Below are 25,389 nucleotides of genomic sequence, written 5' to 3' on the forward strand. Positions count from 1 at the left end.
ATGCCTCTGCGGCGGGCAGGTGTCCTTCCCGATTAACGCGGTCAGATCGGTCGATACGCCCATGGTGTTCGAGTGATGTCCCGTCGGACAAGACGTGCTGTCAATGATTGTCGCCCCGAGCGTCGCTTGCGGTCAGGATTACTGGCGTGACCACAGTCCCCTGGCCCTGAGTGTAAGCCAGCTGGATAATCAGCTCAGCCAACGGTTCGAGATACCGAGCGCATTCGATACCACCAGTGTCCACGGCATCGTATCCGATGTCGCGGACCAAAGCCGCCACCCGATTTTTTGACTCAGTATCGTCTCCGGCTAGGAAGACTTGAGGAGCAATGCTGCCGAACGACAACTCGGCGAACACGACATCTGCGAAGATAGCATTGAACGCTTTCACCACCTTCGAGCGTGGCGCAAGCCTTTGGCATGTTTCTCCGGCCGAATCAGAGTGCCCGAGTGTGAGCTGCATGTAGTCCGCAGTTAATGGGTTGGTGCAATCGACAATGATCTTGTCGTCCAGGTTTCCCAACCGGTCCAATGTTTCGGACAGATTAACAAACGGAACTGCGAGAAAAATCACATCTGCCTCGGCCACGAAGGAGTTTGCGGCCCCGCCTCGCACACCGAGTTCTTCGGCCGCAAGGCGGCCCGTCTCGTCGTCTCGAGATCCCAGCAAGACTTGATGCGACGTCTTTGCAAACCGCTTCGCTAGGGCGCGTCCGACATTGCCCGTACCCACGATCAAGAGTGTCAATGTTGGGCCGGACATAGCAGCCTCGCAATGATCGCTGAACATGTTGAAGATTGTTCGCTCCGCCATCGCCGGTCAAGTAGATTCTGTGACGGGCGCATCCGTTTTCGTACTATGCTGACTCCGTTTGTTAAGGCCCAAGGCTCCCAGTATTCCCGATTGGAGACGCCCATGCCGCTTACCCTCCGACAATGGCTCAAACAGATAGGTTTGCAGGAATATGCGGACCGGTTTGAGGAAAACAACATTGATTTCGGAGTGCTTAGCCAACTGACCAGCAGCGATCTTCGAGAGATCGGGATCAAAGCCGTCGGCGATCGGAGGCGATTGATCGCTGCAGCGAAGCAGTTCCGTGTCGAGGCGGCTGCGGTGTCCGCCGGGTCACATCGGAGGGATCAAGCAGAGGCGTCGCGCAACTGGACCGGTGGAGCAGAGCGACGGAACCTCGCGGTTCTCTTCTGCGACCTCGTGGGCTCGACACACATGTCGGAGCAAATGGACGCCGAAGAGTTGCGCGATATCGTTGCCGGCTACCAATCAACGGCCGTCCGAGTAGTACAGAAGTACGGCGGAAGGATAAGCCAGTTCATGGGCGATGGCGTGTTGGCCTACTTCGGCTGGCCCAGCGCGAGAGAGAACAACTCGGAAAGTGCGGTTCGGGCAGCGCTCGAACTCGGCAGAGCGGTCAAGGAATCAGGGCTGTCCTGCCGCATTGGAATTGCCACAGGTCCTGTGGTGGTTGGCGACATCGAAAGCGACAACCTCAGGCTGAAGGACCAAGTCGTGGGCCGGACGCCAAACCTTGCGGCCCGCCTGCAGGTGGAAGCGGAAGCCGACACGATCGTTGTTTCAAGCGAGACTCGGGAGCTGGCTGGCGAGGAGTTTGTCTATAGCGATCTCGGTCTTCGAACGATGAAGGGGATTGCATCGTCGGTAAGGCTTTGGCGCGTCGATGGGCTGAGGCTGGGCGGACCCGTGAAGCACTTCGCCCACTGGGACACGCCCATTTTTGGCCGCGTTGGACAGCTCGATGCTTTGATGAGGCTGTGGAACGAGGCAAAGTGCGGCGCGCGGCGCTCCGTGTTGGTGCAAGGGGATCCGGGCATCGGCAAGTCGCGCCTGGTCGCAGAGGTGCTGACGCACGCCGAACCGGGCCAAGACTCGGTGCTGTTGGAGTTTCAGTGCTCACCCTTTCACAGCCATGAGCCACTATTTCCGGTGCTGGACCAACTCCGACGCGCGATCCTTCCACAGGCATCTATTGGCACGTCGGCTCTGTTTCAGGCGCTGGTTACAGACACGAGCCAGGAGCGCCGGGACACGGCCCAGGCCCTCATCGCTCTCCTGTCGGGTGATCCCCACGGTCATTTTGCAGGGCTTACAGCACGTGGACGGAAGGAAAGAACGTTCTCCGCCATAGAGTCAGTGCTCGACACCCTCTCCCTGTTTCGTACGCTCCTAATAGTCGTGGAAGATCTCCATTGGGCGGACCCAAGCACGATCGAGTTCTTCCAGCGGTTCGTTCACGATCCGGCAAGACGAAACGCCCTCGCCGTGTTTACTTGCCGCAGCGAAGCTACGTCGCAACTGTCGGATATGCGCTTCGATGCGATCGTCGACGTCCCGCGCCTTTCAAACGGCGAAGTGAATCAACTGATCGAAGCAATCACAGGCAGCGCTGCGCTGCCTCGGTCTGTCCGGGCTGCCATCGCGGACCGGTCCGACGGCGTTCCTCTCTATGTTGAAGAACTGGCGAAATCGGTATTGGACGGCAAGCACCTGTCTGAGGCGAAACAGGAACGCGAAGTCAATCTGACATCTGTCCCGATGACCTTGCATGACTCGCTCATCGCGAGGATAGACCGCCTAGCGATAAAGATGGAGATCCCGCAGGCAGCCGCGGCGATCGGCCGGGAATTTTCTTCTCACGTGTTGAAGACCGCACTCGGATATCGTGGAAGCGAGGTGGAGAACGCACTGCGTCGATTGATCAGTGCCCAAGTCGTGAAGGCAGATCCGGGAAGGCCGGACCACTACATTTTCAAGCATTCACTGATGCGCGACGCTATTTACGAAAGTATGCTGTCGAAGGCGCGAAAGACAGTGCATTGCCAGATTGCCGTTGCCCTGGAGAACACACATTCCGCAGCCGGATCACCCCACGTCCTTGCACACCACTGGGCTTCAGGTGGAAACGACATCAAGGCCTTCGAGTACTACTCGCAGGCCGCCACCCTCGCAAAGGGGAAATTCGCAAACAAGGAGGCCATCGCGTACTTCCGTGCGTCGCTTCATCACTTGGGCTTGGCGGCGGATGTATCAGATTCTTCAGCCGCCGAACTGAAGACAACCCTGCTTGAGCAATTGAGCGAGGTACAGTTTCTTTCGCACAATATCGACAAAGCGGAATCGGCCTTGCGCGAAGCTATGGAGCTCGCGCCCAATGAGCCTCTCCAACGCGCCCGGCTGCTTCGGAAGCTAGGCGTCGCGCTTCAGCAAGACCGAGACCGGTCCCTGCAAGTTCTCGACGAAGCAGAGCAGGCGCTCAAGAAACTCGGGGATACGTCGACGAAGGACGCGCTCGGAGAGTGGATCGAAATTCAACTCTCAAGATGCAACGCAAATTACTGGAGCGGTAACGGCAACGAGATGAGCATTCTGCTGGACCAGATCGCGCCTCATCTGGATGACTGCTCGGCTGAGCAACTGGCAGAATTCTTCAACCAGTGCGTCCTTCGCGATCTGAGGCTTCAACGCTATCGTGCTTCATTGGCGACAATCGAGCATGCGCGAGACTACGTGAAGGCTGCCAAACGAACCCACAATCTGGCGACCATCTCATCTTCTAAGTTCATTCTTGGATTTACCTATCTTCATAGCGGCAGGTTGCGGACTGCCGCGCGCACGCTGTTAAGCGGGATGCAAGCTGCTCAGCGGTCCGGTCACAAGGCGATTGAACTTCGCTGTCGCGTATATCTAGGCTTGGCCTACCGACTGCAGGGCGAGGTCGAGGCTGCCATTGAAACAGCCAAGGAAGCGGCGGAGACAGCCAGGATCGAGGCGATGTCGGAGTATGTCGGACTCGCCAGTGCAAACCTCGCATGGGGTTACTGGAGGCGAGGTCGACTGGGGGACGCCCGCTCGGAAGCGGAACGGGCCATGCGGGAGTTTGACAAGTCCAAGATTGCCTACCCATTCGAGTGGACGGCGTTGTTGATCCTGCTGGCGACCGACGATCAAGATTGCGATCGAGTAAAATCGACATGCGATCGTCTCCTTAAGAGCACGCAACAAGAGCTGCCAAAAGTCGTACGCACGGGGTTAGAGAAGCTTGCGGCGAGTTCCGCTGCCAACCGATCATCTATACTTCAGCTATTGATTTCTGCGTGCAGAAGGCGGAACCTCCTATAACTTGCAGCCAGAAAGACTTTCGTCGATGCGGTGGCCGCGCAAGGGGATGCTTAAGTCAAAGACCAAACATTGAGGTGATATCGTAGAAGTTTGCAACCGGAGGGAGGGACGCCATGCCCCAAGATGGTAACAGCGAGGAATTTCGCCACGATCTCATAATCGCCAAAGACGATGGAACTATTCTCCACATCAAACGCGAATACTGGGATCACCAAGACTACGTCGTCGATGCGACGGAGTTCCAAAACGATGACGGCTGGAAGGTTGTTCGCCAGCTTCTGCAGTGCGGCGTAATGCTCGCAGCCGTTCCTCCTAAGCTTCCATCGCCACTGGACGATCCAAAGCCTCTTGGCACCTGCTGGCTCGTGAACATAGAAGGTTTGAAGCAGTCTACGAAGTTCCATGTTCGGTGACGGCGGAAGACTTACAGGTCGAGTCTTGGCCTCGTTTCATTCGCGAGTTAAACCCGGCTGAGACTCTGACCAGGATGGCCCCCTTCCTGCGCGAAATCGGCGTTTCGCGCATCGCCGACATCAGCGGCCTCGATTCCATCGGATTGCCCGTTGCGGTTGCGTACAGGCCGAATGCTCGGTCGCTTACAACCTGCCACGGCAAGGGGGTGACGCTGACCGAGGCGAAAACTTCGGCCGTCATGGAGGCAGTTGAACGCCACTGTGCCGAAAACCCCAAATTGGCTTTGAGATACGCATCCTTCAATGAACTGCTGGAGGAAGGCCGCGTGGTTGACGTGGATATTCTCCCCAGGTTTGTTGAGGCACCGCCTTGCCGGACACGCCGAACGCTCTGGACGCGCGCAACGGGGATGATGACCGGCGAAGGCGTATGGGTCCCTTTTGAGGCAGTTCACCTGGACTATGCCCTTCCGCTGCCGCCAAACCTTGAATGCCTGCTTATCAGTTCCGGGGGACTGGCATCCGGGAACACGATAAAGGAAGCTGCGGTCCATGCGATCTGCGAACTGCTCGAAAGGGACGCGCTCACTCTGTGGCGACCCAGAGGCACCGGGATTCAGGAAACGGCCGTCGATCTGAAATCTGTAAATGATCCGTGGTGCTCTGAGATTCTGACCACACTCGCTCGGTCCGGGGTGAGAACCGCAGTTTGGGACATGACGAGTGATCTCGGCGTACCCGCTTTCTTTTGCGAGATATGGTCCGATGCCTCTTCCACGTTCCGGAGCGTAGGTCCCGCCGCCGGTAGTGCATGCCATCCGATAAGTGGCATCGCGCTCGGGAAAGCTGTGCTCGAGGCAGCCCAAAGCCGATTGACGATGATTTCCGGAACGCGGGATGACTTGACGCGCGAAATGTTTGTGCGCGGCCCTCCACAATCGCCGCGTGAGGGACCGACTATCTGCCCAGGCAAGGCCTTCAGCGACATTCCCAGTGCGTTGGCGTCCACCAGCGTCGACGATGCGCTCGACGAGCTCCTTAGCAGAATGCGCCTTGCCGGCATCGATGAACCGCTTATCGTTGACCTATCGCATGCTGGCATTCCTGCCGCCGTGGTGCGCGTCATCGCGCCCGGTCTTGAAGGTTCGTGCGATGCGCCGGGCTATATGGCAGGAACGCGTGCCAGGCGACAAACCGCCCACCGACATGGCGTTGGCGAACATGGCTGATAAAGTAACCGTCTTCGTGGGCCCGTCGCTCGGACGTGATCGCCCTACCTACCACGGTCTCGAGGTTGACTATCGCCCGCCCGCTTCCCAAGGAGACCTCTTGGCGGCCGCGGTTGACGGTCCGAAAGCCATCGTCTTGATCGACGGCTATTTCGAACATGTGCCTGCAGTGCACCATAAGGAGATCCTATGGGCGCTTGACAAGGGCATTGCCGTGTACGGCGCCTCCTCCATCGGGGCTCTCCGAGCGGCGGAGTTGAGCTCGTTCGGAATGATCGGCGTGGGAAAGATCTTCGAAGCTTTCGAGTCGGGGGAACTCGAACGCGACGATGAGGTCGCCTTGGTTCATGGACCGGCGGAAGTCAACTATGAGCCGCTTTCAGAGCCTCTCGTAAACATTCGATCGACGCTGTCGTTCGCTTTGGAATCGGGAGTTGTCGATCGAGAGATTGCCGAGACCCTGATCAACCGGACCAAAGCGGCCTTTTACCCGGAGCGCAGTTTCGGTCGCCTGTTGCGCGACTTGGAGCATCACGCAGACCGCGTGCAAGCGGCGAGGTTCGCAAGCTGGTTACCGCGTGGGAGGCTGGACCAGAAGCGCATGGATGCAGTGGCTTGCCTTGCCCGAGCGACCGCCGATATCCTGCAGCCGCCCGGTGAACATGGGCACTCGAGCATCGGATTCGTCTTCACCGACGCATTCGCTCAGCTGGTACGATGCACCGCGGCAGGATTGCCGCTGGGAAGCCAGGTTGCCCACAGGCTGATTCGATTGGGCTCCGATACGAAAGCGGGTTTATCGTCCGTATACGCATCCGGAGCCACGAGCGCGGCCGCCTTGGCAATAGACCGGGCCACTCAAGGCCCAGTTCCGGTTCGTTCGCTCGGTGAGACCGTCCAATTCTTCCTGGAACAGGTGCCGGGAGGAGACGTCGGTACCTGGATGAAGACGAGGAATCTGGATCTTGATACGCTGTCCCGAATATTGGAGGAGTTGGCCCGAATGGATCGGTCCTTCGAAGCGGCAGACGAGTTGGTTCAAAGAGTAGTTCATTCCAAGCTGAAAATAAGCTGATGACAATTCGACATGGTCAACTTTCCTTGCTTGCTCGCTTCACCTGGAACTACGCAGTGAAGCAACCCGCAACTTGTGCGTCCATCAAGACGGGTCACCAGCACGGTGGCGCCCGGCTTCCTAACGGACAGGCCTGAAAGCGCCAGATTTTTCACCCGCGCCTACTGCACAAGCGGCCGCAATGCACCTTGCGTCTCCTTGAGCATGGAGAGGTAGCGCTCTGCGAGTTCCGAGGCCGCGACGTGTGCGGCCGGCGCGCCGATATTGAGCGCCGCGACCACCTGCCCGCGCGCGTTCATCACGGGCACCGCGATCGAGCAAAGTCCGAGCTCGAGCTCCTGGTCGATGACCGCATAGCCCTGCTCGCGAACCCGGCGCAGTTCCTCGATCAACTCTTGCGGATCGGTCTTCGTGCGCGGCGTGTTGGCCTTGAGCTCCGTGCGGTTCAGGATCTCGCGCGCTTCCGCTTCAGGAAGTGCTGCCAGCAGCACGCGGCCCATCGAGGCGCAATAGGCGGGAAGGCGGGACCCGGGCATGAGGTTGATCGACATCACCCGCCGCTGCGAGGCGCGCGCCACATAGACGACCTCGGTGCCGTCGAGCACTGAGGCCGACGCGCTCTGGCCGGCCTTTTCCGAAAGCTGGTCGAGATATGGCTGGACAAGCGCCGGCAAGGGTGTCGCCGACAGATAGGCGTGGCCGAGCCGCAGGATTTTCGGCGTCAGCGTAAAGAATTTGCCGTCGTAGTCGGCATAGCCGAGCTCGGAAAGCGTGAGCAGCGAGCGCCGCACCGTCGCACGGTCAAGATCGGTGATTTTCGCAGCCTCCGCAATCGTCAGCCGCGGCTGCGCCTCCCCGAATGCCTCGATGACCTTCAGCCCCCGCGCGAAACCGCTGACGAAATCCGTTTCCCGCATGATTCGCTCCTCATCTATTTTGGCCATTTTGTGCGATATGCGAACAAAAGTCAAATATCGCACAAAAATGTTTGACGAGCGGCTCAAACGAGCGCTTATTCCCGCCATCGCCGATAACGAAAGCCAGGCGGGACCGCGTGTCCCCTGATCGACAGTTCGGCAACATCAACGGAGGAGGGCCAGGATGGCTCGCATATTGTCGCTCGCCGAGGCGGTCGCCGAAAACGTGAAGGATGGCGACACCGTCGCCATGGAAGGATTCACCCATCTCATTCCCTATGCCGCTGGCCATGAGGTGATCCGCCAGGGCAGGAAGGATCTCTTCCTCGTCCGCATGACGCCGGACATCCTCTATGACCAGTTGATCGGCGTCGGCGCCGCACGAGGCATGAAATTCTCCTGGGGCGGCAATCCCGGCGTCGGCTCGCTGCACCGCTTCCGCGATGCGGTGGAAAATCAATGGCCGCGGCCGCTGGAAATCGAGGAACACTCCCACGCGGCGATGGCGAACGCCTATGAGGCGGGCGCCGCAAACCTGCCCTTCGCAACGCTCAGGGGCTATATCGGCGCCGACCTGCCCAAGGTGAACGCCAACATCAGGCAAGTTACCTGCCCCTTCACCGGTGAGGTGCTTGCCGCCGTGCCGGCGATCCGTCCGGACGTGACGATCATCCACGCGCAGCGCGCCGACCGGAAGGGCAATGTACTCCTCGAAGGCATCGTCGGCGTGCAGAAGGAAGCGGTGCTTGCCGCCAAGCGCTCGATCGTGACCGTCGAGGAGATCGTCGACGAGCTTAACCCTCCCTCTCCGAATTCGGTCGTGCTGCCGACCTGGGCGGTGACGGCAGTCGTCCACGTGCCGGGCGGCGCCTTCCCCTCTTATGCGCATGGCTATTATCCGCGCTCAAACGCCTTCTATATCGCCTGGGACGAGATCGCCCGCGACAGGGAAACGTTCACCGCCTGGATCAAGGAAAACGTGCTCGACGCGAAGCCCGAGGACTTCGCCAGACATGCCGCAAAGTCGGCAAAGGCCGCGTAAGGAGGCGACGATGACGGATTTCACCCCCACGGAAATGATGACGATCGCGGCAGCGCGCGCGCTTTCCAACGACGACGTCTGCTTCGTCGGCATCGGCGCGCCCTCGGCCGCCTGCAACGTCGCGCGGCTGACGCATGCGCCGGACATAACGCTGATCTACGAGAGCGGCACCGTCGGCACCAAGCCGGACGTGCTGCCGCTGTCGATCGGCGACGGCGAGCTTTGCGACACCGCGCTCTTCACCGTCTCCGTCCCGGAAATGTTCCGCTACTGGCTGCAGGGCGGGCGCATCACGACCGGCTTTCTCGGCGGCGCGCAGATTGACCGCTTCGCCAACCTCAACACGACCGTCGTCGGCCCCTATGACCACCCGAAGGTCCGCCTGCCGGGCGGCGGCGGCGCGCCGGAGATCGCCTCGAATTGCGGCCGCATCTTCATCACCATGGCGCTCTCGAAACGCGGCTTCGTCGAGAAGCTGCCTTTCATCACCTCCATGGGCCACGGCGAAGGCGGCAACCACCGCGAACGCCTCGGCATGAAGACGAAGGGTCCGACCCGTGTCATCACCGATCTCTGCATCCTCGAGCCCGATCCCGAGACGAAGGAGTTGACCGTCGTCTCCATCCACCACGGTGTCACGCGCGAACAAATCGTCGAAAACTGCGGCTGGGCGATCAAGTTCGCCGATACGGTCATCGAGACTCCGGTGCCGACGGAAACGGAACTTGCGGTGCTGCGCGACATCAACGCCCGCACCAAGAAGGCCCATCAGGGCACCGAAAAGGGTAAGGAGGCGGCCTGATGCGCGACGTTTTCATCTGCGATTATATCCGCACGCCGATCGGCCGCTTCGGCGGCTCGCTGTCCTCGGTGCGCGCAGACGATCTTGGTGCGATCCCGCTTAAGAGTCTCCTGGAGCGCAACGCCTCGGTCGACTGGGAAGCGATCGACGACGTGATCTTCGGCTGCGCCAATCAGGCGGGTGAAGACAACCGCAACGTCGCTCGCATGTCGCTGCTGCTCGCCGGATTTCCGCTTTCCGTTCCCGGCACGACGATCAACCGCCTTTGCGGCTCGGGCATGGACGCGGTCATCACGGCGGCCCGTGCCGTCAAGTCGGGCGAAGCCGAACTGATGATCGCCGGCGGCGTCGAGTCGATGTCGCGCGCGCCCTTCGTGCTGCCGAAGGCCGAAAGTGCCTTCTCGCGTCATGCCGAGATCCACGACACCACGATCGGCTGGCGCTTCGTCAATCCCCTGATGAAGAAGCAATACGGCGTCGATTCCATGCCGGAGACCGGAGAGAACGTCGCCGAGGACTACAAGATTTCCCGCGAGGACCAGGATGCCTTTGCCGTGCGCAGCCAGGCGAAGGCCGCAGCAGCACAGGCGAACGGCCGCCTTGCCAAGGAGATCGTCTCGGTCACCATTCCGCAGAGGAAGGGCGAGGCCATTATTGTCGACAGGGACGAGCATCCCCGGGCAACAACGATGGAAGCCCTTGCCAAGCTGAAGGCGCCGTTCCGCGAAGGCGGCACGGTCACCGCCGGCAACGCCTCGGGCGTCAACGACGGTGCAGCGGCGCTCATCATCGCCTCGGAGGAAGCCGCGAGAAAGCACGGATTGACTCCGATCGCCCGTATCCTCGGCGGCGCCAGTGCGGCCGTGCCGCCGCGGGTCATGGGCATCGGCCCGATCCCCACTTCCCGCAAGCTCATGGCGCGGCTCGGCATGAGGCAGGAGCAGTTCGACGTGATCGAACTCAACGAGGCTTTCGCGAGCCAGGGATTGGCCGTACTCCGCGAACTCGGCATCGCCGACGACGACGCCCGGGTCAACCGCAATGGCGGCGCGATCGCGCTCGGTCATCCGCTCGGCATGTCGGGTGCGCGCATCACCGGTACAGCAGCGCTGGAACTTGCCGAAACCGGCGGGCGCTATTCGCTCTCGACCATGTGCATCGGCGTCGGCCAAGGCATCGCCGTCGCGCTGGAGCGGGTATGACCCGCGCCGGCGCCTACGGCTGCGTGCGTCTTTTCAGACGAACGGAGTGCGCTGTAGCACTTTGATTTGCTGCATGTTTTCCATAAATCGAGCTCCGACCTAGGGAAACATGCAGTGGGCCGATATTAAGGCCGCTGCGTCAATCGGTGATGTGAAACCCCACCGGCTCATGCACGGACGAGGCATCTTCGCTCTCGACGTTTGAAACCCGTGCCGCGGGCGGACCTTTCCAGAACCGGCTCAGCATCGCCGAAATCGCCGCCGCGGGTCCTGCAATGAGGGCGGTGACGGAGCCGTCGCGCTCGTTGCGGACCCAGCCCGCCAAGCCGAGCCGTACCGCTTCGTCGCGGGTCCAGACGCGGAAGGCGACGCCCTGCACCCTTCCAGTGATCCGGACCAGAGCCGCTTTGCGATCCTCCGCCATGGTCGCCTCCTTCCTTGTTCGGTCCTCTGAATCTGGCGCAGACGGCGGCGAATGCAAGCGGATCGCTTGGGGTGAACGGTGGCCATGCGCGTGCGCGCCGTCATGCCCGACACCGTTGCCGTTCAGAAAATCTGCCCCCTCGGACTTGAAGGCGCTGCATCGCAATACCATTGTATGAATCATCGACAGGGCCTCCTCCTCCCGGCCCTGTCGTGGGATCGGCAACCATCCTCCTCCCAGTTGCCGATCAGATTCGGAAGCCCGGCGCCCCTCCCCCCGCGCCGGGCTTTCTTTTTGCTGGCTCCTGGATGCGTGCTTTGCGCGTCTGAGACGGCGCCCGGCGCTGTGGGGTCGAAGCGCGCGGGCGATCGCGATAAGATGGCTCTGCTGCACATCTGGGAACGTTTCAGCGGGTCCGGCATCCAATGTGCGACAAGGAGGCCTGACCATGCCCATCACTAAGAAGATCCCATCCCGAAAACGCGAGGCATCGCCGCAAGACATTGACGCCTTCCGCGCCATTATGCGGACGCACAATCGCAAGCTCTACCGCATTGCCCGCAGCATTGTGCAGAACAACAGTGATGCCGAGGACGTTCTCCAGGAGGCCTATGTCCGCGCTTTCACGCATTTTTCCGACTTCCGCGGCGACTCGGCGATCACCACATGGCTCTCGCGCATCGTGATCAACGAGGCCTTGGGGCGGCTGCGCCAGGGGCGGCGACGGAGGCGGCTTGCCGAAGACATGTTGCAGACCCATCAGGCGGAGATCATCGCCTTCCCGCGCAACGCAGACACGGACGATCCGGAAAAGACAATGGCACAGCGACAGATTCTCGACCTTGTCGAAAAGGCGACCGATCAGCTTCCGGACATCTACCGCACCGTCTTCGTCATGCGGGTGATCGAGGGTCTCAGCAACGAAGACACCGCCGAGTTGCTGGCGCTTCGCCCCGAAACCGTCCGAACACGGCTCTTTCGCGCGCGACACCTCATCAAAGAGCAACTGGAGAAACAGATCGGTCCGCTTCTGCTCGACGCCTTCCCCTTCGCGGGTAAACGTTGTGAACGTCTGACGGAGGCCGTGCTCGTTCGCATCTCGCAACAGGAACCGAAGGGCGGCGGCAAGTAATCGGGAACGTTTCGATCCGCGAAGCATCCAAAGCACGTCAATTGCACATCACGCTTTGATCTTCGAGGAAAGGAACATCCGATGACCATCCGCCTAACCACCGCAGCCGCTGCGATCGCCCTGTTGATCGGGGGCAATTGGGCGCTCGCCGCCGACAAGCCGACGGATCCACAGATCGCGCATATCGCCTACACCGCAGGTGTGATCGATATCGAAGCGGCAAAACAGGCCATTGCGACGTCGAAAAACAAGGCCGTCGTAGAATTCGCCGAGAGCATGGTGCGCGACCACGAGTCGGTGAACAAGCAGGCACTCGATCTCGTCAAGAAGCTCAATGTTACGCCCGAGGACAACGACACCAGCAAGGCCCTGTCGCAGGCGGCCGAAACCAAGCGTTCGGAGCTGGCGAAGCTGACGGGCGCTGACTTCGACAAGGCCTATGTCGAGAACGAAGTCGCCTATCACAAGCAGGTCAATGGCGCGCTGGAAACCCTGCTGATCCCGTCTGCGCAAAATGCCGAGCTCAAGTCTCTGCTCGAGACCGGGCTGAAGCTGTTCCAGGGCCATCAGCAGCATGCCGAGCATATCGCGACGGAGCTGAAATGAACGCGGCAACGAACGCGGTGAGACCGGCTTTTCTCGCCCTGTTGTTGGGAACTGCGGCCATCGCCGTTCCCGCGCAGGCAGAAACCATCGAGGTGACGATCGACCGCCTCGCCTACGCGCCTGCGGCGATCGAGGCCAAGGTGGGAGATGAAGTCGAGTGGATCAACAAGGATGCGCTCGTTCACACCGCCACGGTGACGGGAGGCGCGGAAGTGCTCGTCCCCGCGAAGAAATCAGGTCGCCTCCGGCTGCAGGAGCCGGGCAGCTTCGACTATATCTGCCGCTACCACCCCAACATGAAGGGGCACATCACCGTACGCCCTTGAAAACCACACGCCAGGAGTGCCGGGCCGCCCGGCCTCCTCTCACTCCGTCCAAATGGCCACGCCGACCGGCGCAAGCCTTCGTCCGCCGACATGGAACGTGGCCGCCTCTGGCGCCGGAACCTCTGCCGTCGTCTTGCCGAAATTGAAGGCAAAGCGGAGCCGTCCGCGGCGTGTCACCCGCAGATCGCCGAGGTCGCTCAGGCTTTCCACCCCGGCCCAGCCGAGCGCGTCGTCGATTACCTTCTGGAGCAGGGCACCACGCGCGGCGGTCGCGAGATAGCGCGCCTTGTCGTTGCCGACAAGCGCCGGCGCGCCGTTGCGGTATTCGCCGTCGAACGTGGCAAGCACCATCTCGCTGGTTCGGATGGTCTCGCGCCAGACGCCGGCCTCGAAGGTCTCGTTGCCATAGAGCACGGTTTCCTTGTGGAAATCCGGCAGGGATTCGACGCGGGCGATGCTGACATCGATCAGTGCTGAAAGCGGCCCCGGCGGCAGCCCCTCGGGAATGTGCATATCCTCGGTCTTGCTGCCGCTGCGCGCGCCGAAGAGAACTTTTGCACCCGATTTCGCCAGCCGCTCGACAAAGGCCGCATCCGCAATGACCAGATCGGGCGCCAGCACCAGTTGGTAGCCGTCGAGGTCGGAATGCTGGCCGATGAAATCGACATCGACGCCCAGCCTCGAGACGGTTGAATACCAGTCGAGCGCCGTGGCGGCTGCGGAATAGCTGCGGCCCTGCGGCAGTGCCCGCGTCGCCCAGCGGGAATTGTAGTCGAGCAGGATCGCGACCTGTGCCTTGTCGCGCCTCTCGCCCTTCGGCAGCCCCTTCATCTCTTCGGCGACTTGCGCCACTTCGAGATAACCCTGGTCCGCTTCGCTGTTCGGCAACAAAAGCCCCGCGTGGAACTGCTCCTGCGCGAAGGGCACCTGCCGCCAGCGGAAATAGGACACCATGTCGACGCCGTGGGCATAGGCGAGCCAGGTCCAGAGCCGCACCATGCCGTCGGCCGGCGACTGGTTGTGCGCGGCCCAGTTCACCGGCCCCGGCTGCTGCTCCATCACCCAGACGCGGCCGCGGCCGACGGAGCGGTAGAGGTCGTGGTTGAACGCCGGCTGGTCGGGATCGCCGACGCGCATGTAGTGCGCCTTGTCTTCCACCGCGAGCCGGCCGTTCAACAGCCCGCCCATCGGATAAACATCCCAGGAGGCGATGTCGATGTCCTCGCCGACCTTGTGGTGGTCGAAATCTGTGTTCTGCGACATGAAGTTGTGCGTCACCGGGCGACCCGGCGAATGCGCCCGGATGATATCGACCTGCGCCCTGTTGAAGCTCTTCACCTGGTCGGAGGAAAAGCGAATGAAATCGACGATGTGCGTCGGGCTCGGCTCCTCGACGAGATTGTTCGGCAGTTCCACCTCGTCGAAGCTGTTGTAATGCATGGCCCAGAACGAGGTACCCCAGGCGCGATTCAGCTCGTCGACGGTTTCATAGCGTTCGGCGAGCCACAGGCGGAAGGCACGCAGCGCCTCATCGGAATAGCTGTAGATCGTGTCGTGATCGCCGTATTCGTTGTCCGTCTGCCAGGCATGCACGTAGGCGTTTTCACCGTAGCGCGCAGCCATCGCTTCGGTGATGCGGGTCGCCTCCTCGCGGTAGCGCCGGCTCGAAAAGCAATAGTGCCGGCGCGCGCCGAACTTGCGCACGACGCCGCGGGCATCGACCGGCAGAATATCCGGGTGACGGTCGACCAGCCATTTCGGCGGCGCCGCGGTCGGCGTACCGAGAATAACCTTGAGCCCCGCGCCGCCAAGCACGTCGATCGCCTCGTCCAGCCATTCCCAGTGGAATTCGCCCGGGCTCGGCTCGATTCGCGCCCAGGCAAATTCGCCGATGCGAACCCAGGCGAGCCCCAGTTCCACCATGCGGTTCGCATCTTGCTCCCATTTCTCGCGCGGCCATTGCTCCGGATAGTAGCAGACGCCGAGTTCGAGCATGTCGGAAGTCTGATGGTCCGGATTGAAGCGGTTGGGTTTGGACAGCGGCAGATGCAAGGTGAGTTCCTTTGTCACTTCTCTGAATAGGGCGACATCAGGCAGGACCCTCGCCGCAGTACGGACCGGCCGAAGCCGGAATAAAAACGTTTACATTTCTGGTCGGGAAAACGGCTGCTCGCTTCTCTCCCTAAAGCGCGTCGCGTTCAATCGGACTCATGCGACGCGCTTCAGGTCATTGCTTTTATGCATGTCGTTCTCCCAAAACCGCTGCACACTTTTCGGCGACCTGAATCAGCGCTCCGGCCTCAGGCGATCGTCGCAGCGCTCGATGAGATCGGGCATCAGCAAGGTTTGCAGCGCCTCCGGCGGCTCCCCCTCCATGCGGCGCAGGATGAATTTGCCAAGCAGCGCACTCGGCTCGCCGATCGGCAGGTAAAAGGTGGTGATCGGCGGCGCGAAATACTGACTGACGTTCAAGTCGTCGGTGGCGTTGATCACGGCGTCGCGCCCATGGACGAGGCCGCGCGCGTGAAAGCCCGAAAAAGCGCCAAGCGCCGTTGCTTCGTTGGCGCAGATATAGGCGGTAGGCGGGTCGGCCAGACCGGACATCGCGATCACGTTCTCCCGACCGAAAGCGGGCGTCAGCCGACCATGCGCGACAAGGACCGGATCGAAGGGCAGGCCGGCGGTCTCGAGCGCCTCCCGGTAACTCTTCAGCCGGACGATGCCGTAAGTCAGTTGCTCCATCGGATTGAGCAGAGCGATCCGCCGGTGGCCGCGCGCGATCAGCCGTGCCATCGACACCCGGATCATCTGCTCGTTGTCGGCATCGACATAGGCGTGCGGCTCGTTGTCGATGCTCATGCCATAGGTGACGAAGGGAAAGTCCGCCTCCTGCATCACACGAATGCGCGGATCGTCGGCGCGCGTGCCGGAAATGATGATGCCGTCCGCCTTTTTCAGCGAAACGATCTGTTTCAGCGTCGCAAGACTTTCCTCGAAGTCGCGCACCGCGTAGAGCGAGACGCGATAGGGGCTTTCCTCCAGCGCCCAGGAGATGCCGCTCAAAAGCTGGGCGTATTCGACACCCTCCCATTCGTCCTGCTTCGGCCCCGGTGCCGTCATGATCGCCGCGACCTGAAAGGTCTTGCCGGTACGCAACTGCACGCCGTGAAGGTTGAGCTCGTAGCCGATCCGTTCGGCGGCATCGAAGACGATCGCGCGCGTTTCCGGGCGAACCTGCGGCGAATGTTTCAGCGCCTTGGATACGGTGGCGATCGACAGTCCCGTTTCCTGCGCAATGGTCTTGATCGTCGGTCGCGACATGCGTTCAGCTCTTGATCCGATTTTCGTCGTGGAGGGATTGCGCCAGCAGCAAATAGACCGCCGACGTCCAGGCAAACGCCCGGTCGCGCAAGCCCCTCCCCGACCGTGCGTCGAAGTTTTCGGCCATACCGCTTTTGTTGGCAAGTGCACAGAACTTTTGCGCGATTTCCCGCGCCAATGCACCCTCGCCCTGCCGGCGCAAACCGTCCCACAGGAGATAAGTCGTCGGCGCCCAGATCGGCCCGCGCCAATAGCCATCATCCTCGTAGAAGCGACTTTGCGGGCTCTCCGTCGCCGGCCCCCATTCCGTAATGAACCCGCCCTTCCTGAGCCTCGCGACAAGCTTGTCGCGTATCGCAGCCGGAAGACGCTTGCCGAGTAGCAGCGGCATGAACTGGATCAGGCTTTCCCCGCCAAGAACGCGTCCCGGCTCGCGGGCAAGCCGCGCGCCGAATGTCTCACCGGTCCAAAGCTTCTCGATCAGCAATGCCTGCAGCCTGTCCGCCGTCTCGGACCAAATGGCGGCTCGGCTGGGATTGCCCTCGAGCAGCGTGGCGAGAGCCTCGCAGGCAAGGATCAGGAATACCGGCAGGTCGGGAGAAAGAACCGGACCGCCTTCGGCGAAGAAACTCGCATTGTCCCAGCCGCTGTCGTTGCCATGGAAATAGCCCGGCAGTTCGTGCTGTGCGGCTCGAGCATAGGTGAGCCAATAGGCGACCTGCCGGCCGATCGCATTTGAGAGATAGGCTTTGCGCTCGGGCGTCAGGAAATTCGGCTGCGTCGCGGCAATACAGGACACGGCCCAACCGTGCACCGGCGGTTTGGTAAAGGCGAAGAGCACGTCGCGGTCGTTCACATAGTCGGGTAGCAGGCCGGAGGGATGCTGGTGATCGAAGATCGCGGCGAACTGGTCGAAAGCAAGATTTTCGTCGAAGGCTGCAACGCCCAACGCCGAGAAGGCGTTGTCCCAGCTCCAGATGTTGATCATGTGGTTCTTCGACATGTAAATCGCCGGGCACGTCAGCGCACCGCCGACGGGCACGCCGTTCGTCCAGAGCAGATAGGCGGCAAGCCGATGCGCCTCCTCCCCGCCCGGCACACCGGCGGGAACGGACCGATGCCAGGCGACAAACTCCGCCGTCGCACCCGCATGCGCCTCGTCGAAGCTGCCTGGCGTTTCCGCCGGCGGCAAGGCGCGGAAGAAATCCACATTACCCTCGAACCCGCCATCACCAGAGAAAGTGAAGGAGACTTCGCTCGAATGATCGCGTTGCCATTCACCGCAGATCGCGAGGCCTCCCGAGACTGCCCGGGGGATGAATTTTACGTTCTCAGCGGCCGCCACGAGGCAATCCTCGCCGGCGGGCGTGCGATAGACGTAGTCGTAGCGCGAACCTTCGAGATGGAAGCGAACGCCTGCGCGCGCGCCCTTGAGATGCAGCCGCTCCCCCTCGCCAATGACGAAGCGAACGCAACCTTCGCCGATCCGCGCGACGAGCTGGTCCGGCGAGAGATCGAAGCGCGCTTCGGCGATCTCGCCCGCTAAATCCAGGAATTCGACGCGGCAGAGCCGGCCGAGCGAGGCACGCTCGTCGCCGCCGCTGACATGCCTCAGATAGAGCGCCCGGTTACCCTCGCGGCCCGGCACCCGCATCATCGAAAGCGTCAGGAAGCGTCCCCTCCGGCTGAAGGGAATATGCTCGATGTCGAAAAGCATGGCTTATCCCTTCACCGACGAACCGACTGCGCCATCCATGATATAGCGCTGCGCCAGGAAGAAGAGGACGAGCGGCGGCAGGCAGAGGATCACCGTGATCGCCGCGATCGAGGTCACGTCCACCTCATGCAGGCCCTTGAACATCGAAAGCCCGAGCGTCAGCGTGTATTTCGATTGGTCGTTGAGGTAGATCAGCGGGCCGAGATAGTCGTTCCAGGCATTCATGAAGTGGAAGGTCCCGACCAGTACCAGTGCCGGCATCATGAGCGGCAGATGGATGCGCCCGTAGATGTCAAAACTGTTCGCTCCGTCCATGCGTGCCGCCTCGTCGATCTCCATCGGCACCGTCATGATGTACTGCCGGAGCAGGAAGACGAAGAAGGCGTCGGCAAAATAGGCGGGCACGATCAAGGGTTTGAGTGTGTTGATCCAGCCCAGCATGTTGAACTCCATGTAGAGCGGGATCATCTTCACGTCCCACGGGATCATCATCGTCGCGAGCAGCAGGATGAAGAGCGCATCGCGCGCCGGGAAACGGAAGCGGGCAAAGCCGAAGGCGACGAGCGAACTCGAGAAGAGTTGCCCGACCGTCGAGAAGACGACAACGATTACCGAATTCGAGAGATAGGTACCGAAAGGCTGCTTATTCCAGGCGGCGGCAAAATTCTCGAAGTGCCACTCGGACGGCCAGAAGACCGGCGGAAACTGGTAGAGTTCAGCCGAACTTTTGATCGCCGTCATGAAGGTCCAGTAGAACGGCGCGATGAAGAGCGCCGAGGCAAGGATCAGCGCCGAATAGAGGAAGGTCTTACGCATTGCGCTCTCCGTCGGTCTGGCGGATCTCGCCTTCGTAGTAGACCCAGGCGGCCGACCAGCGCATGACCAGGAGGCTCAAGGCAAGCACGATGACGAACATCACCCAGGAGCCGGCCGCGGCATAACCCATGTCGAAATACTTGAAGGCGTTGTCGTAGATGTACATGGCGAAGAAATAAGTGGAGCCGAGCGGGCCGCCCTTCGTCAGAAGCAGCGCGATCGTCAGTTGCTGGAATGCGGAGATGATCGACGTGATGAAGGTGAAGATGAGCATCGGCCCGAGCATCGGCAGGGTGATGAACAGCATCTGCGCCCAGCCGGGAACACCCGAAACGGTCGCCGCCTCATAAAGCTCCTTCGGGATCGCCTTGAGGCCGGTCAGGAGGATAAGCATCGTGCCGCCGAGGCCCCAGAGGCTGGCGATGATGATCGCGACGATCGCGAGGTTTGGGTCGCCGAGCCAGTTCGGGCCGTTGATGCCGACGAGCGACAGCATGAAGTTCAAGAGACCGTATTCCTTGCTGTAGATCCAGCTCCAGATCGTCACCAGTGCGACGCCGGATATGACGCTCGGCAGGTAGAAGGCGGTGCGGAAGAAGCCGCTGGCAAAGGTCACGTGGTGCAACATCAACGCCAGCAGGAACGACATCACGATATTGAAGGGCACGTAGATCGCCGCGAACTTCACCGTGATCCAGAGGCTTTCCCAGAACTGCGGATCCTCCGTAAACATCGAACGGTAGTTGTCGAGGCCGACAAAAGTGCGCTCGCCGACCACCGGCCAGTCGTAGAAGCTCATCGTCAGCGAAAACAGGAGCGGCCCGAGCGTGAAGAACAGAAAGCCGAGGATCCACGGGGAAATGAAGAGATAAGGCGCCATATGACGCCCGACGGTCGCTCGCTTACGGCGCGCCACTCCTGCCTTCGTTCCGGCATAGGCCATGTCCATTTCCCCGAGCTCCTCAGCTTATTTCAACAGACGCTTCGAGCGAGCCACGGCATCGTCCAGATGCGCCTTGGCGTTGCCCTGGTCGATCATCGTCGCCTCGATGGCGCGCGCCAAATTGTCCTGGATCTTGCCCCAATTGGCGTTCTTCAAATAGGCATGGGTCTCCGTGTTCGACGTCGCGAGGATGTCGAAGAACGGCTTGTAGATCGGATCCTTGGTCATGCCCTTCTCTTCGGCAACGCTGGTGCGAACCGGCAGGTCGTTGGTGCGCATGGCGACCGCTTCCGGAGACGAGAAGAACTTTACGAATTCCCAGGCGAGATCCGGATGGGCGGCGTCCTTGGCGATCGAGATCGCCGATACCCCGAGCGCCGAATGAGCGACACGATCGCCGAACTTCGGCAGCGGCGCCACGCCATAGCTGAAGCCGGCCGCATCGATGCCCGCCTTCGACCACATGGCGCTCTGGAACATGGCGATCTTGCCGCCCTTGAAGAGCGTCGCGCCCGAAGTATCGTCGCCGAGATTGAGAGTCACCGCCTCCTGCGTCCTGGCCATATCGGCAAACATGTCGAGCACTTGCGCGGCCGCGTCGCTGTTCATGTAGCCGTCGATTTCCTTGCCGTCGTCGGAGATGTATTTGGTACCGTTCGACCACAGGAACTGCTCGAAGTCGTAGGGATCGGGCTTGGCGTCGACGGCAAAGCCGTAAACCTTGTTCGCCTCATCGCGGAATTCTGCCGCCTTGGCGCGCAGATCGTCCCAGGTCCAGCCGTCCTTCGGCTCCTCGACGCCTGCCTTCGCGAACATCTCCTTGTTGTAGAAAACGACCTGCGTGGTGAAGCCCGAGGGCATGCCATAGGTCTTGCCCTCGACGCGCGTCGTGTTCATCAATCCTTGGGGAAAATCGTCCGGCTTGATCTCGGCGGCGTCGCGCGCGATCAGGTCGTCGAGCGGCATCAACGACGTGTAATATTGCGGGAAATTCCACATGTACATGACGTCCGGCGGGTTGCCGGCACCGAAGGCGGCGACGAGTTTCTGGTCGTAGCCGTCAGCATAGGGCTCGACCTGGACCTTCACGCCCGGATGCTTCTCCTCGAACTTCTTGGCGATCGCCTGCTGGATGGCAAGGCTCTCGTCCGTGTCCCAGGTCGCAAACCGCAGGGTCTCCTCCGCCTGCGCGGCCGCAGCACCGGTCAGCGACAGCGCCAAAAGCGAGCCGATCATCGACTTCGTCACGTTATGCATGTCTCTCCTCCAAAACCGGGCCACGCGGGCCCCTTCCCTTTTCTTGATTGATGAGCGCCTCAGTCTCGGCATCGAGCCGCCGCGCGACCGCATTCCCGTCGGCATCGAACAGATGGCAATGCTCGGAAGGAATGCGGATATGGACCCGCTCGCGGGCCGAAACCGGATGCGTGCCGCGCACGACCGCGGTGAGCTCGCCGCCGCCGTCGAGGCTGATGTGCACGTGGCTTTCGGTGCCGAGCCGCTCCACGAGGCGGACGTTGCCGGCAAGGTGCGCCTCCTCGCGTGAAGTCAGCTCCAGCTTGTCCGGACGGATTCCGAGCGTCACCGGGCGATCGCGGCCGATCGACCGGGGTGAAAGCGCATCGAGCGAAAGCTCGCGCGCGAGCCCGCCACCGGCAAGCCCGATGCCCGCCGCGCTTTCGCCCACGACATTGGCGGCAATGAAATTCATCCGGGGGGAGCCGATGAAGCCGGCGACGAAAAGATTTGCCGGCTGGTAGAACAGTTCCAGCGGCGTGCCGAACTGGCTGACCTTGCCCTTGTCGAGCACGACGACGCGGTCGGAGAGCGTCATAGCCTCGACCTGGTCATGCGTCACATAGATCATTGTCACGCCGAGGCGCTCGTGCAGCGCTGAGAGCTCGACGCGCATCGTCACACGCAGCCCCGCATCGAGATTGGAGAGCGGTTCATCGAGCAGAAAAAGCTTCGGCTCGCGTACGATGGCGCGCCCGATCGCGACCCGCTGGCGCTGACCGCCGGAGAGCTGACGGGGCTTGCGGTTGAGGAGCTCAGCGATCCGGAGAATCTCGGCCGCGTTATTGACGCGCCGATCGATCTCCTCGCGCCTCATGCCGTTCAGCGCCAGGCCGAAGGAGAGGTTCTTTCGGACGTTCATGTGCGGGTAGAGCGCGTAGTTCTGAAACACCATCGCGATGTCGCGCTTGGCCGACGGCAGGTCGGTGATGTCGCGTTCGCCGAGACGGATCGAGCCGTCATCGAGATTTTCGAGCCCGGCGATCGAGCGCAACAGCGTGCTCTTGCCGCAGCCCGACGGCCCGAGGAAGCAGACAAACTCGCCATCGGCAATCTCGAGGTCGATGCCTTTCAACACTTCCAGCGAGCCGAAGCCCTTGCGAAGATTTTCGATGCGGATTGCTGCCAAATAAGTCTCTCCCCGAACGCATGAGGCAGATCGACGCCCCAAATGCTTTGTTAAACGTTTTTATTCACGATAAAAACGTTTAATTTCCTTGTAAAGCGAAAACTAAGTTATCTTAGAAATTGCTGTGAACGGCCGGTGAAGTCGCAGCCAAGGCCCGACACCCCCCACTGCCCTGCCTTCCCGCTTTGGCACCACCTGGTGGGAGTCGAGACATAGGCGCTCGAAAACTTCTCGGCGATGCTTGTGTGGAATCCCGAGACTCTTTTCCGCCTGCGCAATGAGGTCGGCCCGACGGTCGGGATGAACCTCGACCCCTCGCATCTGATGTGGATGGGGCGGATCCGATCGCCTCCGCCCGCGCGCTGGTTCGGCAATACACCATTGCCACGGCAAGGACACCCGCATCGAACGCGGCCTCGCGGATGTGAACGGCCTGCTCGAGCTGAAGGAGGTCACCGACGTCGCCAACTGTAGCTGGAACTATATTGCCGTCGGCGCCGGCCGCGCAGCGTAGTTATCGGTAAGCCTATCGAATTTTACCGGCGTCGCCCGGCTATGACACACGGCTGACTACGTGATCGGTAAGATCGCGGTTCGTTCAAGTCTTGGCATCACGGATTCCTTTCTCGATCGCGACAAAGGAATCCCAGATCCGGCGCCACGCGGCCACCCGATTTCCGAGGCTTGGACAGGGCCGGTCCCTCCGGATATTCGAGGTGAGGAGTGCAGCTACGCGACAAACTGCCCGCCCGGAACAAACACCGTTCGACGGTGTTTCCTTGGCGCTACCGCAAATCACGACCCGAAAGGACGCCGAAAAATGGCCAAGGAAAAAACCCTGAACGACCTCTTCCACGATACCCTGAAAGACATCTATTACGCCGAACGAAAGATCCTAAGGGCCTTGCCGAAGATGGCACGCGGCGCACAGACACCGGAACTCAAGGCCGCTTTCGAGAAGCACAGGGAACAGACGGAAACCCATGTCGAGCGGCTGCAGCAGGTCTTCGACATGATCGGCAAACGCGCACAGGGTAAAACCTGCGAGGCGATCGAAGGCATTATTGCCGAAGGTGAGGAGATCATGGAGGAGTTCAAGGGCACTCCCGCACTCGACGCCGGCCTGATCTCCGCCGCGCAATCCGTCGAGCATTACGAAATCGCTCGCTACGGCACCTTGAAGACCTGGGCACAAACGATCGGTCTGAAGGACGCCGTATCGCTTCTCGACAAGACGCTGAAGGAAGAATTCGCGACCGACGAGAACCTGACGAAACTCGCCATGGCGCAAGCGAACAAGAAGGCCGCATGATCGTTCGCGGCGGCCGGCGCTATTGCATGTTTCCGTAAATCGTAGCCGATTTAAGGATAAAAACATGCAGCGGCTCGAAGTGCTACAGCGTCATTTGTGCGTCTGACAAGACGCGCGGCGCTGCAGACGCCGGTCGCCGTCACTCCCCTGCCGGAAGAAATCGATGAAGGCCTGGCGCGCGGCGCGCGTCTGGCGACGGCGCGGATAATGGAGGTAGGGGCGCACCATTCTCGAGCGCACGCTCCTGTCTGCCCGCGGCGACGTACTCGCCCCCCACCCCGTCCGCCGCTTCCCTGATCCGCTTGAACGATGGATGCCGTAGCTCCCCGGCGTGTCGGTTCTGATCTCGTCGTTCCCTTCTGCACGTTCATGTCGAACGCTCGCGTTCTTTGAACGGTCAACCGGCGTTGGCCCGAGAGCCGGTCTCCGAGCGAAAAAAGTTTCCAAAGGCATGCCGGGTGGCCGGATTGAGCACTCTGGGCGCCGGCTTAAGAGCTATGGAGAACAAAATCGTCTGTTGCTGGTTGGGCTCTACGGTTTAGTGAGTTCAGGAGGATCCACGATGGATTGGAACCGAGTAGAAGGCAACTGGAAGCAGGCCAAAGGCAAGCTCAAGGAGCAGTGGGGCAAGCTCACTGATGACGATCTGGATCAAATCGCTGGCAACCGCGATCAGCTCGAAGGCAAGATCCAGGAACGCTACGGCATCGAACGCGACCGGGTGCGCCAGGACGTCAATGATTGGTGCAACCGCCAGTCCTGGTAAATGCCGTTCGCTTGCAAGAGTATCCTCGCTTCGTAGTGCTGGTGAGAGTCACAAGACCCTCCACTGACATTAGCGCAGCGATCAAAGCAGTTGTCGTCGCCACGAGCTGTGGCGCGATTACGGTGAACGTCGCCAGCCGTGGGCACACACAAACTCCCCTATGGAGTTGTTGTCTCTCGATCGGCCTCTGCACGGTTTTCAGCTTCCCCTTCGAGCCGCGCGATTGTCGCCTCGATGTACTCTGGATGTTCGTGCTCGAGGCCGACCGCCTCGTTCCGGGTCTCACGCATCGATACGATGATTTCGTCAAGCTTGGCGTGGATTGCCGCCGTGTCACGGTAGTCTTGGATTAAAACGACGCTGGTGATCACTATTGCTGCGACTGACAATGCATAGGTGACGACGTTAGTGAAGCCGAAGGGCACCAAAGCGGTGCTGACAACCATTGCGGCAATTACGAAATAGAAGCCGGGGGGGCGAGAAAGAAAATCGGCCGTTCGGAAAAGGAAGCGATCCACTATCAATTCTCCCATACATAGGTGCTCTCATTAACGCGCGAAGGCAGATCTAGTCCGGACTAGGTATTCTTCTGACGCATGCTCGCACCATCAGCCGCCTCCCCTATCCCCTCGAACGAGGGGTGACGCAGTTTTCCGTCATTCGTCCAGGACTCGACTTCCCAGTTGTTTCTGAAGCCCCGCCACATCGCTCCGATAACATCTTGCGACGTTTGGCTTTGCTATTGAGCGCCCCTTGTTCCGCCGC

Annotated in this window: 23 protein-coding genes and 1 pseudogene; 13 read left to right on the forward strand and 11 right to left on the reverse strand. The window is 60.9% G+C overall.

The genetic code is table 11. The features are described from left to right. Positions 1-100 precede the first annotated feature (100 nt). Positions 101-814 (reverse strand): NADPH-dependent F420 reductase, encoded by a 714-nt coding sequence (locus GHK62_RS17200; RefSeq protein WP_234886928.1) that lies wholly within the window; start codon positions 812-814, stop codon positions 101-103. A gap of 102 nt (positions 815-916) precedes the next feature. Between GHK62_RS17200 and GHK62_RS17205 the strand changes: the two genes are divergently transcribed. The 4 genes from GHK62_RS17205 (at position 917) to GHK62_RS17220 (ending at position 6,873) form a co-directional block, all read left to right on the forward strand. Continuing rightward, entirely contained in the window at positions 917-4,156 is a 3,240-nt protein-coding gene (locus GHK62_RS17205; RefSeq protein WP_153440366.1) for an AAA family ATPase, read from the forward strand. A 113-nt stretch (positions 4,157-4,269) separates the two neighbouring features. After that, complete coding sequence (locus GHK62_RS17210) at positions 4,270-4,569, forward strand: hypothetical protein (protein ID WP_153440367.1); 300 nt, start codon at positions 4,270-4,272, stop codon at positions 4,567-4,569. Further along, entirely contained in the window at positions 4,566-5,798 is a 1,233-nt protein-coding gene (locus GHK62_RS17215) for a YcaO-like family protein (RefSeq protein WP_327791000.1), read from the forward strand. The genes GHK62_RS17210 and GHK62_RS17215 overlap by 4 nt, the downstream gene beginning before the upstream one ends. 100 nt (positions 5,799-5,898) lie before the next feature. Next, complete coding sequence (locus tag GHK62_RS17220; protein ID WP_234886929.1) at positions 5,899-6,873, forward strand: TfuA-like protein; 975 nt, start codon at positions 5,899-5,901, stop codon at positions 6,871-6,873. Positions 6,874-7,034: 161 nt separating this feature from the next. Here the strand turns inward: GHK62_RS17220 and GHK62_RS17225 are convergent, their stop codons facing one another. After that, positions 7,035-7,790: an IclR family transcriptional regulator gene (locus GHK62_RS17225; protein WP_153440369.1), complete on the reverse strand. Its 756-nt coding sequence runs from the start codon at positions 7,788-7,790 to the stop codon at positions 7,035-7,037. A 184-nt stretch (positions 7,791-7,974) separates the two neighbouring features. On the opposite strand from GHK62_RS17225, the gene GHK62_RS17230 reads away from it, so the two are divergent. Genes GHK62_RS17230 through pcaF form a run of 3 tightly spaced genes read left to right on the forward strand, consistent with a single transcriptional unit; the run spans position 7,975 to position 10,836 of the window. Continuing rightward, positions 7,975-8,832, forward strand: coding sequence for a CoA transferase subunit A (locus tag GHK62_RS17230; RefSeq protein WP_153440370.1), 858 nt, complete (start codon positions 7,975-7,977; stop codon positions 8,830-8,832). A gap of 10 nt (positions 8,833-8,842) precedes the next feature. Beyond that, positions 8,843-9,634, forward strand: a complete 792-nt coding sequence (locus tag GHK62_RS17235; protein WP_153440371.1) for a CoA-transferase subunit beta — start codon at positions 8,843-8,845, stop codon at positions 9,632-9,634. Next, on the forward strand, positions 9,634-10,836 hold the full coding sequence (gene pcaF, locus GHK62_RS17240; protein ID WP_153440372.1) for a 3-oxoadipyl-CoA thiolase: 1,203 nt from the start codon (positions 9,634-9,636) through the stop codon (positions 10,834-10,836). Before GHK62_RS17235 ends, pcaF begins: the two co-directional genes overlap by 1 nt. Positions 10,837-10,975: 139 nt before the next feature. On the opposite strand, the gene GHK62_RS17245 is transcribed toward pcaF, so the two are convergent. Continuing rightward, positions 10,976-11,260, reverse strand: coding sequence for an acylphosphatase (locus GHK62_RS17245; protein WP_153440373.1), 285 nt, complete (start codon positions 11,258-11,260; stop codon positions 10,976-10,978). Positions 11,261-11,708: 448 nt separating this feature from the next. Between GHK62_RS17245 and GHK62_RS17250 the strand changes: the two genes are divergently transcribed. From GHK62_RS17250 to GHK62_RS17260, 3 genes are all read left to right on the forward strand, one after another. Next, a complete protein-coding gene (locus GHK62_RS17250; protein WP_153440374.1) occupies positions 11,709-12,392 on the forward strand; it encodes an RNA polymerase sigma factor in 684 nt (227 codons plus the stop codon). Positions 12,393-12,473: 81 nt separating this feature from the next. Next, positions 12,474-12,998 carry a DUF4142 domain-containing protein gene (locus GHK62_RS17255; RefSeq protein WP_153440375.1) on the forward strand — a complete coding sequence of 175 codons (525 nt, stop codon included), beginning with the start codon at positions 12,474-12,476 and terminating at the stop codon, positions 12,996-12,998. Continuing rightward, on the forward strand, positions 12,995-13,324 hold the full coding sequence (locus tag GHK62_RS17260) for a cupredoxin domain-containing protein (RefSeq protein WP_153440376.1): 330 nt from the start codon (positions 12,995-12,997) through the stop codon (positions 13,322-13,324). The genes GHK62_RS17255 and GHK62_RS17260 overlap by 4 nt, the downstream gene beginning before the upstream one ends. Before the next feature lie 39 nt (positions 13,325-13,363). On the opposite strand, the gene GHK62_RS17265 is transcribed toward GHK62_RS17260, so the two are convergent. From GHK62_RS17265 to GHK62_RS17295, 7 genes are all read right to left on the reverse strand, one after another. After that, positions 13,364-15,376, reverse strand: coding sequence for a beta-galactosidase (locus GHK62_RS17265; protein WP_167528279.1), 2,013 nt, complete (start codon positions 15,374-15,376; stop codon positions 13,364-13,366). Between the two features lie 234 nt (positions 15,377-15,610). Further along, the gene (locus GHK62_RS17270) at positions 15,611-16,645 is read right to left on the reverse strand and encodes a LacI family DNA-binding transcriptional regulator (protein ID WP_153440377.1); all 1,035 of its coding nucleotides are present in this window, start codon (positions 16,643-16,645) and stop codon (positions 15,611-15,613) included. A 4-nt stretch (positions 16,646-16,649) separates the two neighbouring features. Then, entirely contained in the window at positions 16,650-18,362 is a 1,713-nt protein-coding gene (locus GHK62_RS17275) for an amylo-alpha-1,6-glucosidase (protein WP_153440378.1), read from the reverse strand. A 3-nt stretch (positions 18,363-18,365) separates the two neighbouring features. Next, positions 18,366-19,178, reverse strand: a complete 813-nt coding sequence (locus tag GHK62_RS17280; protein WP_153440379.1) for a carbohydrate ABC transporter permease — start codon at positions 19,176-19,178, stop codon at positions 18,366-18,368. Continuing rightward, positions 19,171-20,127: a carbohydrate ABC transporter permease gene (locus GHK62_RS17285; RefSeq protein WP_153440380.1), complete on the reverse strand. Its 957-nt coding sequence runs from the start codon at positions 20,125-20,127 to the stop codon at positions 19,171-19,173. The genes GHK62_RS17280 and GHK62_RS17285 overlap by 8 nt, the downstream gene beginning before the upstream one ends. Before the next feature lie 18 nt (positions 20,128-20,145). Continuing rightward, on the reverse strand, positions 20,146-21,378 hold the full coding sequence (locus GHK62_RS17290; RefSeq protein WP_153440381.1) for an ABC transporter substrate-binding protein: 1,233 nt from the start codon (positions 21,376-21,378) through the stop codon (positions 20,146-20,148). Beyond that, positions 21,371-22,546, reverse strand: coding sequence for an ABC transporter ATP-binding protein (locus tag GHK62_RS17295; RefSeq protein ID WP_153440382.1), 1,176 nt, complete (start codon positions 22,544-22,546; stop codon positions 21,371-21,373). Before GHK62_RS17295 ends, GHK62_RS17290 begins: the two co-directional genes overlap by 8 nt. Positions 22,547-22,720: 174 nt before the next feature. Here GHK62_RS17295 and GHK62_RS17300 point away from each other — a divergent pair. The 3 genes and pseudogenes from GHK62_RS17300 to GHK62_RS17310 all read left to right on the forward strand — a co-directional run. Continuing rightward, a pseudogene (locus GHK62_RS17300) lies at positions 22,721-23,048 on the forward strand (sugar phosphate isomerase/epimerase family protein); the annotation flags it as partial. Between the two features lie 318 nt (positions 23,049-23,366). After that, entirely contained in the window at positions 23,367-23,858 is a 492-nt protein-coding gene (locus tag GHK62_RS17305) for a YciE/YciF ferroxidase family protein (protein WP_153440383.1), read from the forward strand. A 562-nt stretch (positions 23,859-24,420) separates the two neighbouring features. Further along, on the forward strand, positions 24,421-24,624 hold the full coding sequence (locus GHK62_RS17310) for a CsbD family protein (RefSeq protein WP_153440384.1): 204 nt from the start codon (positions 24,421-24,423) through the stop codon (positions 24,622-24,624). Between the two features lie 158 nt (positions 24,625-24,782). Here the strand turns inward: GHK62_RS17310 and GHK62_RS17315 are convergent, their stop codons facing one another. Beyond that, positions 24,783-25,142: a low affinity iron permease family protein gene (locus tag GHK62_RS17315; protein WP_184108474.1), complete on the reverse strand. Its 360-nt coding sequence runs from the start codon at positions 25,140-25,142 to the stop codon at positions 24,783-24,785. Positions 25,143-25,389: the final 247 nt, after the last annotated feature.

It is taken from the genome of Sinorhizobium terangae (assembly GCF_009601505.1).
Classification (GTDB): domain Bacteria; phylum Pseudomonadota; class Alphaproteobacteria; order Rhizobiales; family Rhizobiaceae; genus Sinorhizobium; species Sinorhizobium terangae.

Excerpts from the sequence above, each read along its gene's own strand:
- GHK62_RS17255 (WP_153440375.1), top strand. The coding sequence starts at position 12,474 with ATGACCATCCGCCTAACCACCGCAGCCGCTGCGATCGCCCTGTTGATC.
- GHK62_RS17310 (WP_153440384.1), top strand. The coding sequence starts at position 24,421 with ATGGATTGGAACCGAGTAGAAGGCAACTGGAAGCAGGCCAAAGGCAAG.
- GHK62_RS17270 (WP_153440377.1), bottom strand. The coding sequence starts at position 16,645 with ATGTCGCGACCGACGATCAAGACCATTGCGCAGGAAACGGGACTGTCG.
- GHK62_RS17260 (WP_153440376.1), top strand. The coding sequence starts at position 12,995 with ATGAACGCGGCAACGAACGCGGTGAGACCGGCTTTTCTCGCCCTGTTG.
- GHK62_RS17275 (WP_153440378.1), bottom strand. The coding sequence starts at position 18,362 with ATGCTTTTCGACATCGAGCATATTCCCTTCAGCCGGAGGGGACGCTTC.
- GHK62_RS17245 (WP_153440373.1), bottom strand. The coding sequence starts at position 11,260 with ATGGCGGAGGATCGCAAAGCGGCTCTGGTCCGGATCACTGGAAGGGTG.
- GHK62_RS17235 (WP_153440371.1), top strand. The coding sequence starts at position 8,843 with ATGACGGATTTCACCCCCACGGAAATGATGACGATCGCGGCAGCGCGC.
- GHK62_RS17205 (WP_153440366.1), top strand. The coding sequence starts at position 917 with ATGCCGCTTACCCTCCGACAATGGCTCAAACAGATAGGTTTGCAGGAA.
- GHK62_RS17250 (WP_153440374.1), top strand. The coding sequence starts at position 11,709 with ATGCCCATCACTAAGAAGATCCCATCCCGAAAACGCGAGGCATCGCCG.
- GHK62_RS17230 (WP_153440370.1), top strand. The coding sequence starts at position 7,975 with ATGGCTCGCATATTGTCGCTCGCCGAGGCGGTCGCCGAAAACGTGAAG.
- GHK62_RS17290 (WP_153440381.1), bottom strand. The coding sequence starts at position 21,378 with ATGCATAACGTGACGAAGTCGATGATCGGCTCGCTTTTGGCGCTGTCG.
- GHK62_RS17225 (WP_153440369.1), bottom strand. The coding sequence starts at position 7,790 with ATGCGGGAAACGGATTTCGTCAGCGGTTTCGCGCGGGGGCTGAAGGTC.
- GHK62_RS17210 (WP_153440367.1), top strand. The coding sequence starts at position 4,270 with ATGCCCCAAGATGGTAACAGCGAGGAATTTCGCCACGATCTCATAATC.
- GHK62_RS17280 (WP_153440379.1), bottom strand. The coding sequence starts at position 19,178 with ATGCGTAAGACCTTCCTCTATTCGGCGCTGATCCTTGCCTCGGCGCTC.
- GHK62_RS17305 (WP_153440383.1), top strand. The coding sequence starts at position 23,367 with ATGGCCAAGGAAAAAACCCTGAACGACCTCTTCCACGATACCCTGAAA.
- GHK62_RS17200 (WP_234886928.1), bottom strand. The coding sequence starts at position 814 with ATGGCGGAGCGAACAATCTTCAACATGTTCAGCGATCATTGCGAGGCT.
- pcaF (WP_153440372.1), top strand. The coding sequence starts at position 9,634 with ATGCGCGACGTTTTCATCTGCGATTATATCCGCACGCCGATCGGCCGC.
- GHK62_RS17285 (WP_153440380.1), bottom strand. The coding sequence starts at position 20,127 with ATGGACATGGCCTATGCCGGAACGAAGGCAGGAGTGGCGCGCCGTAAG.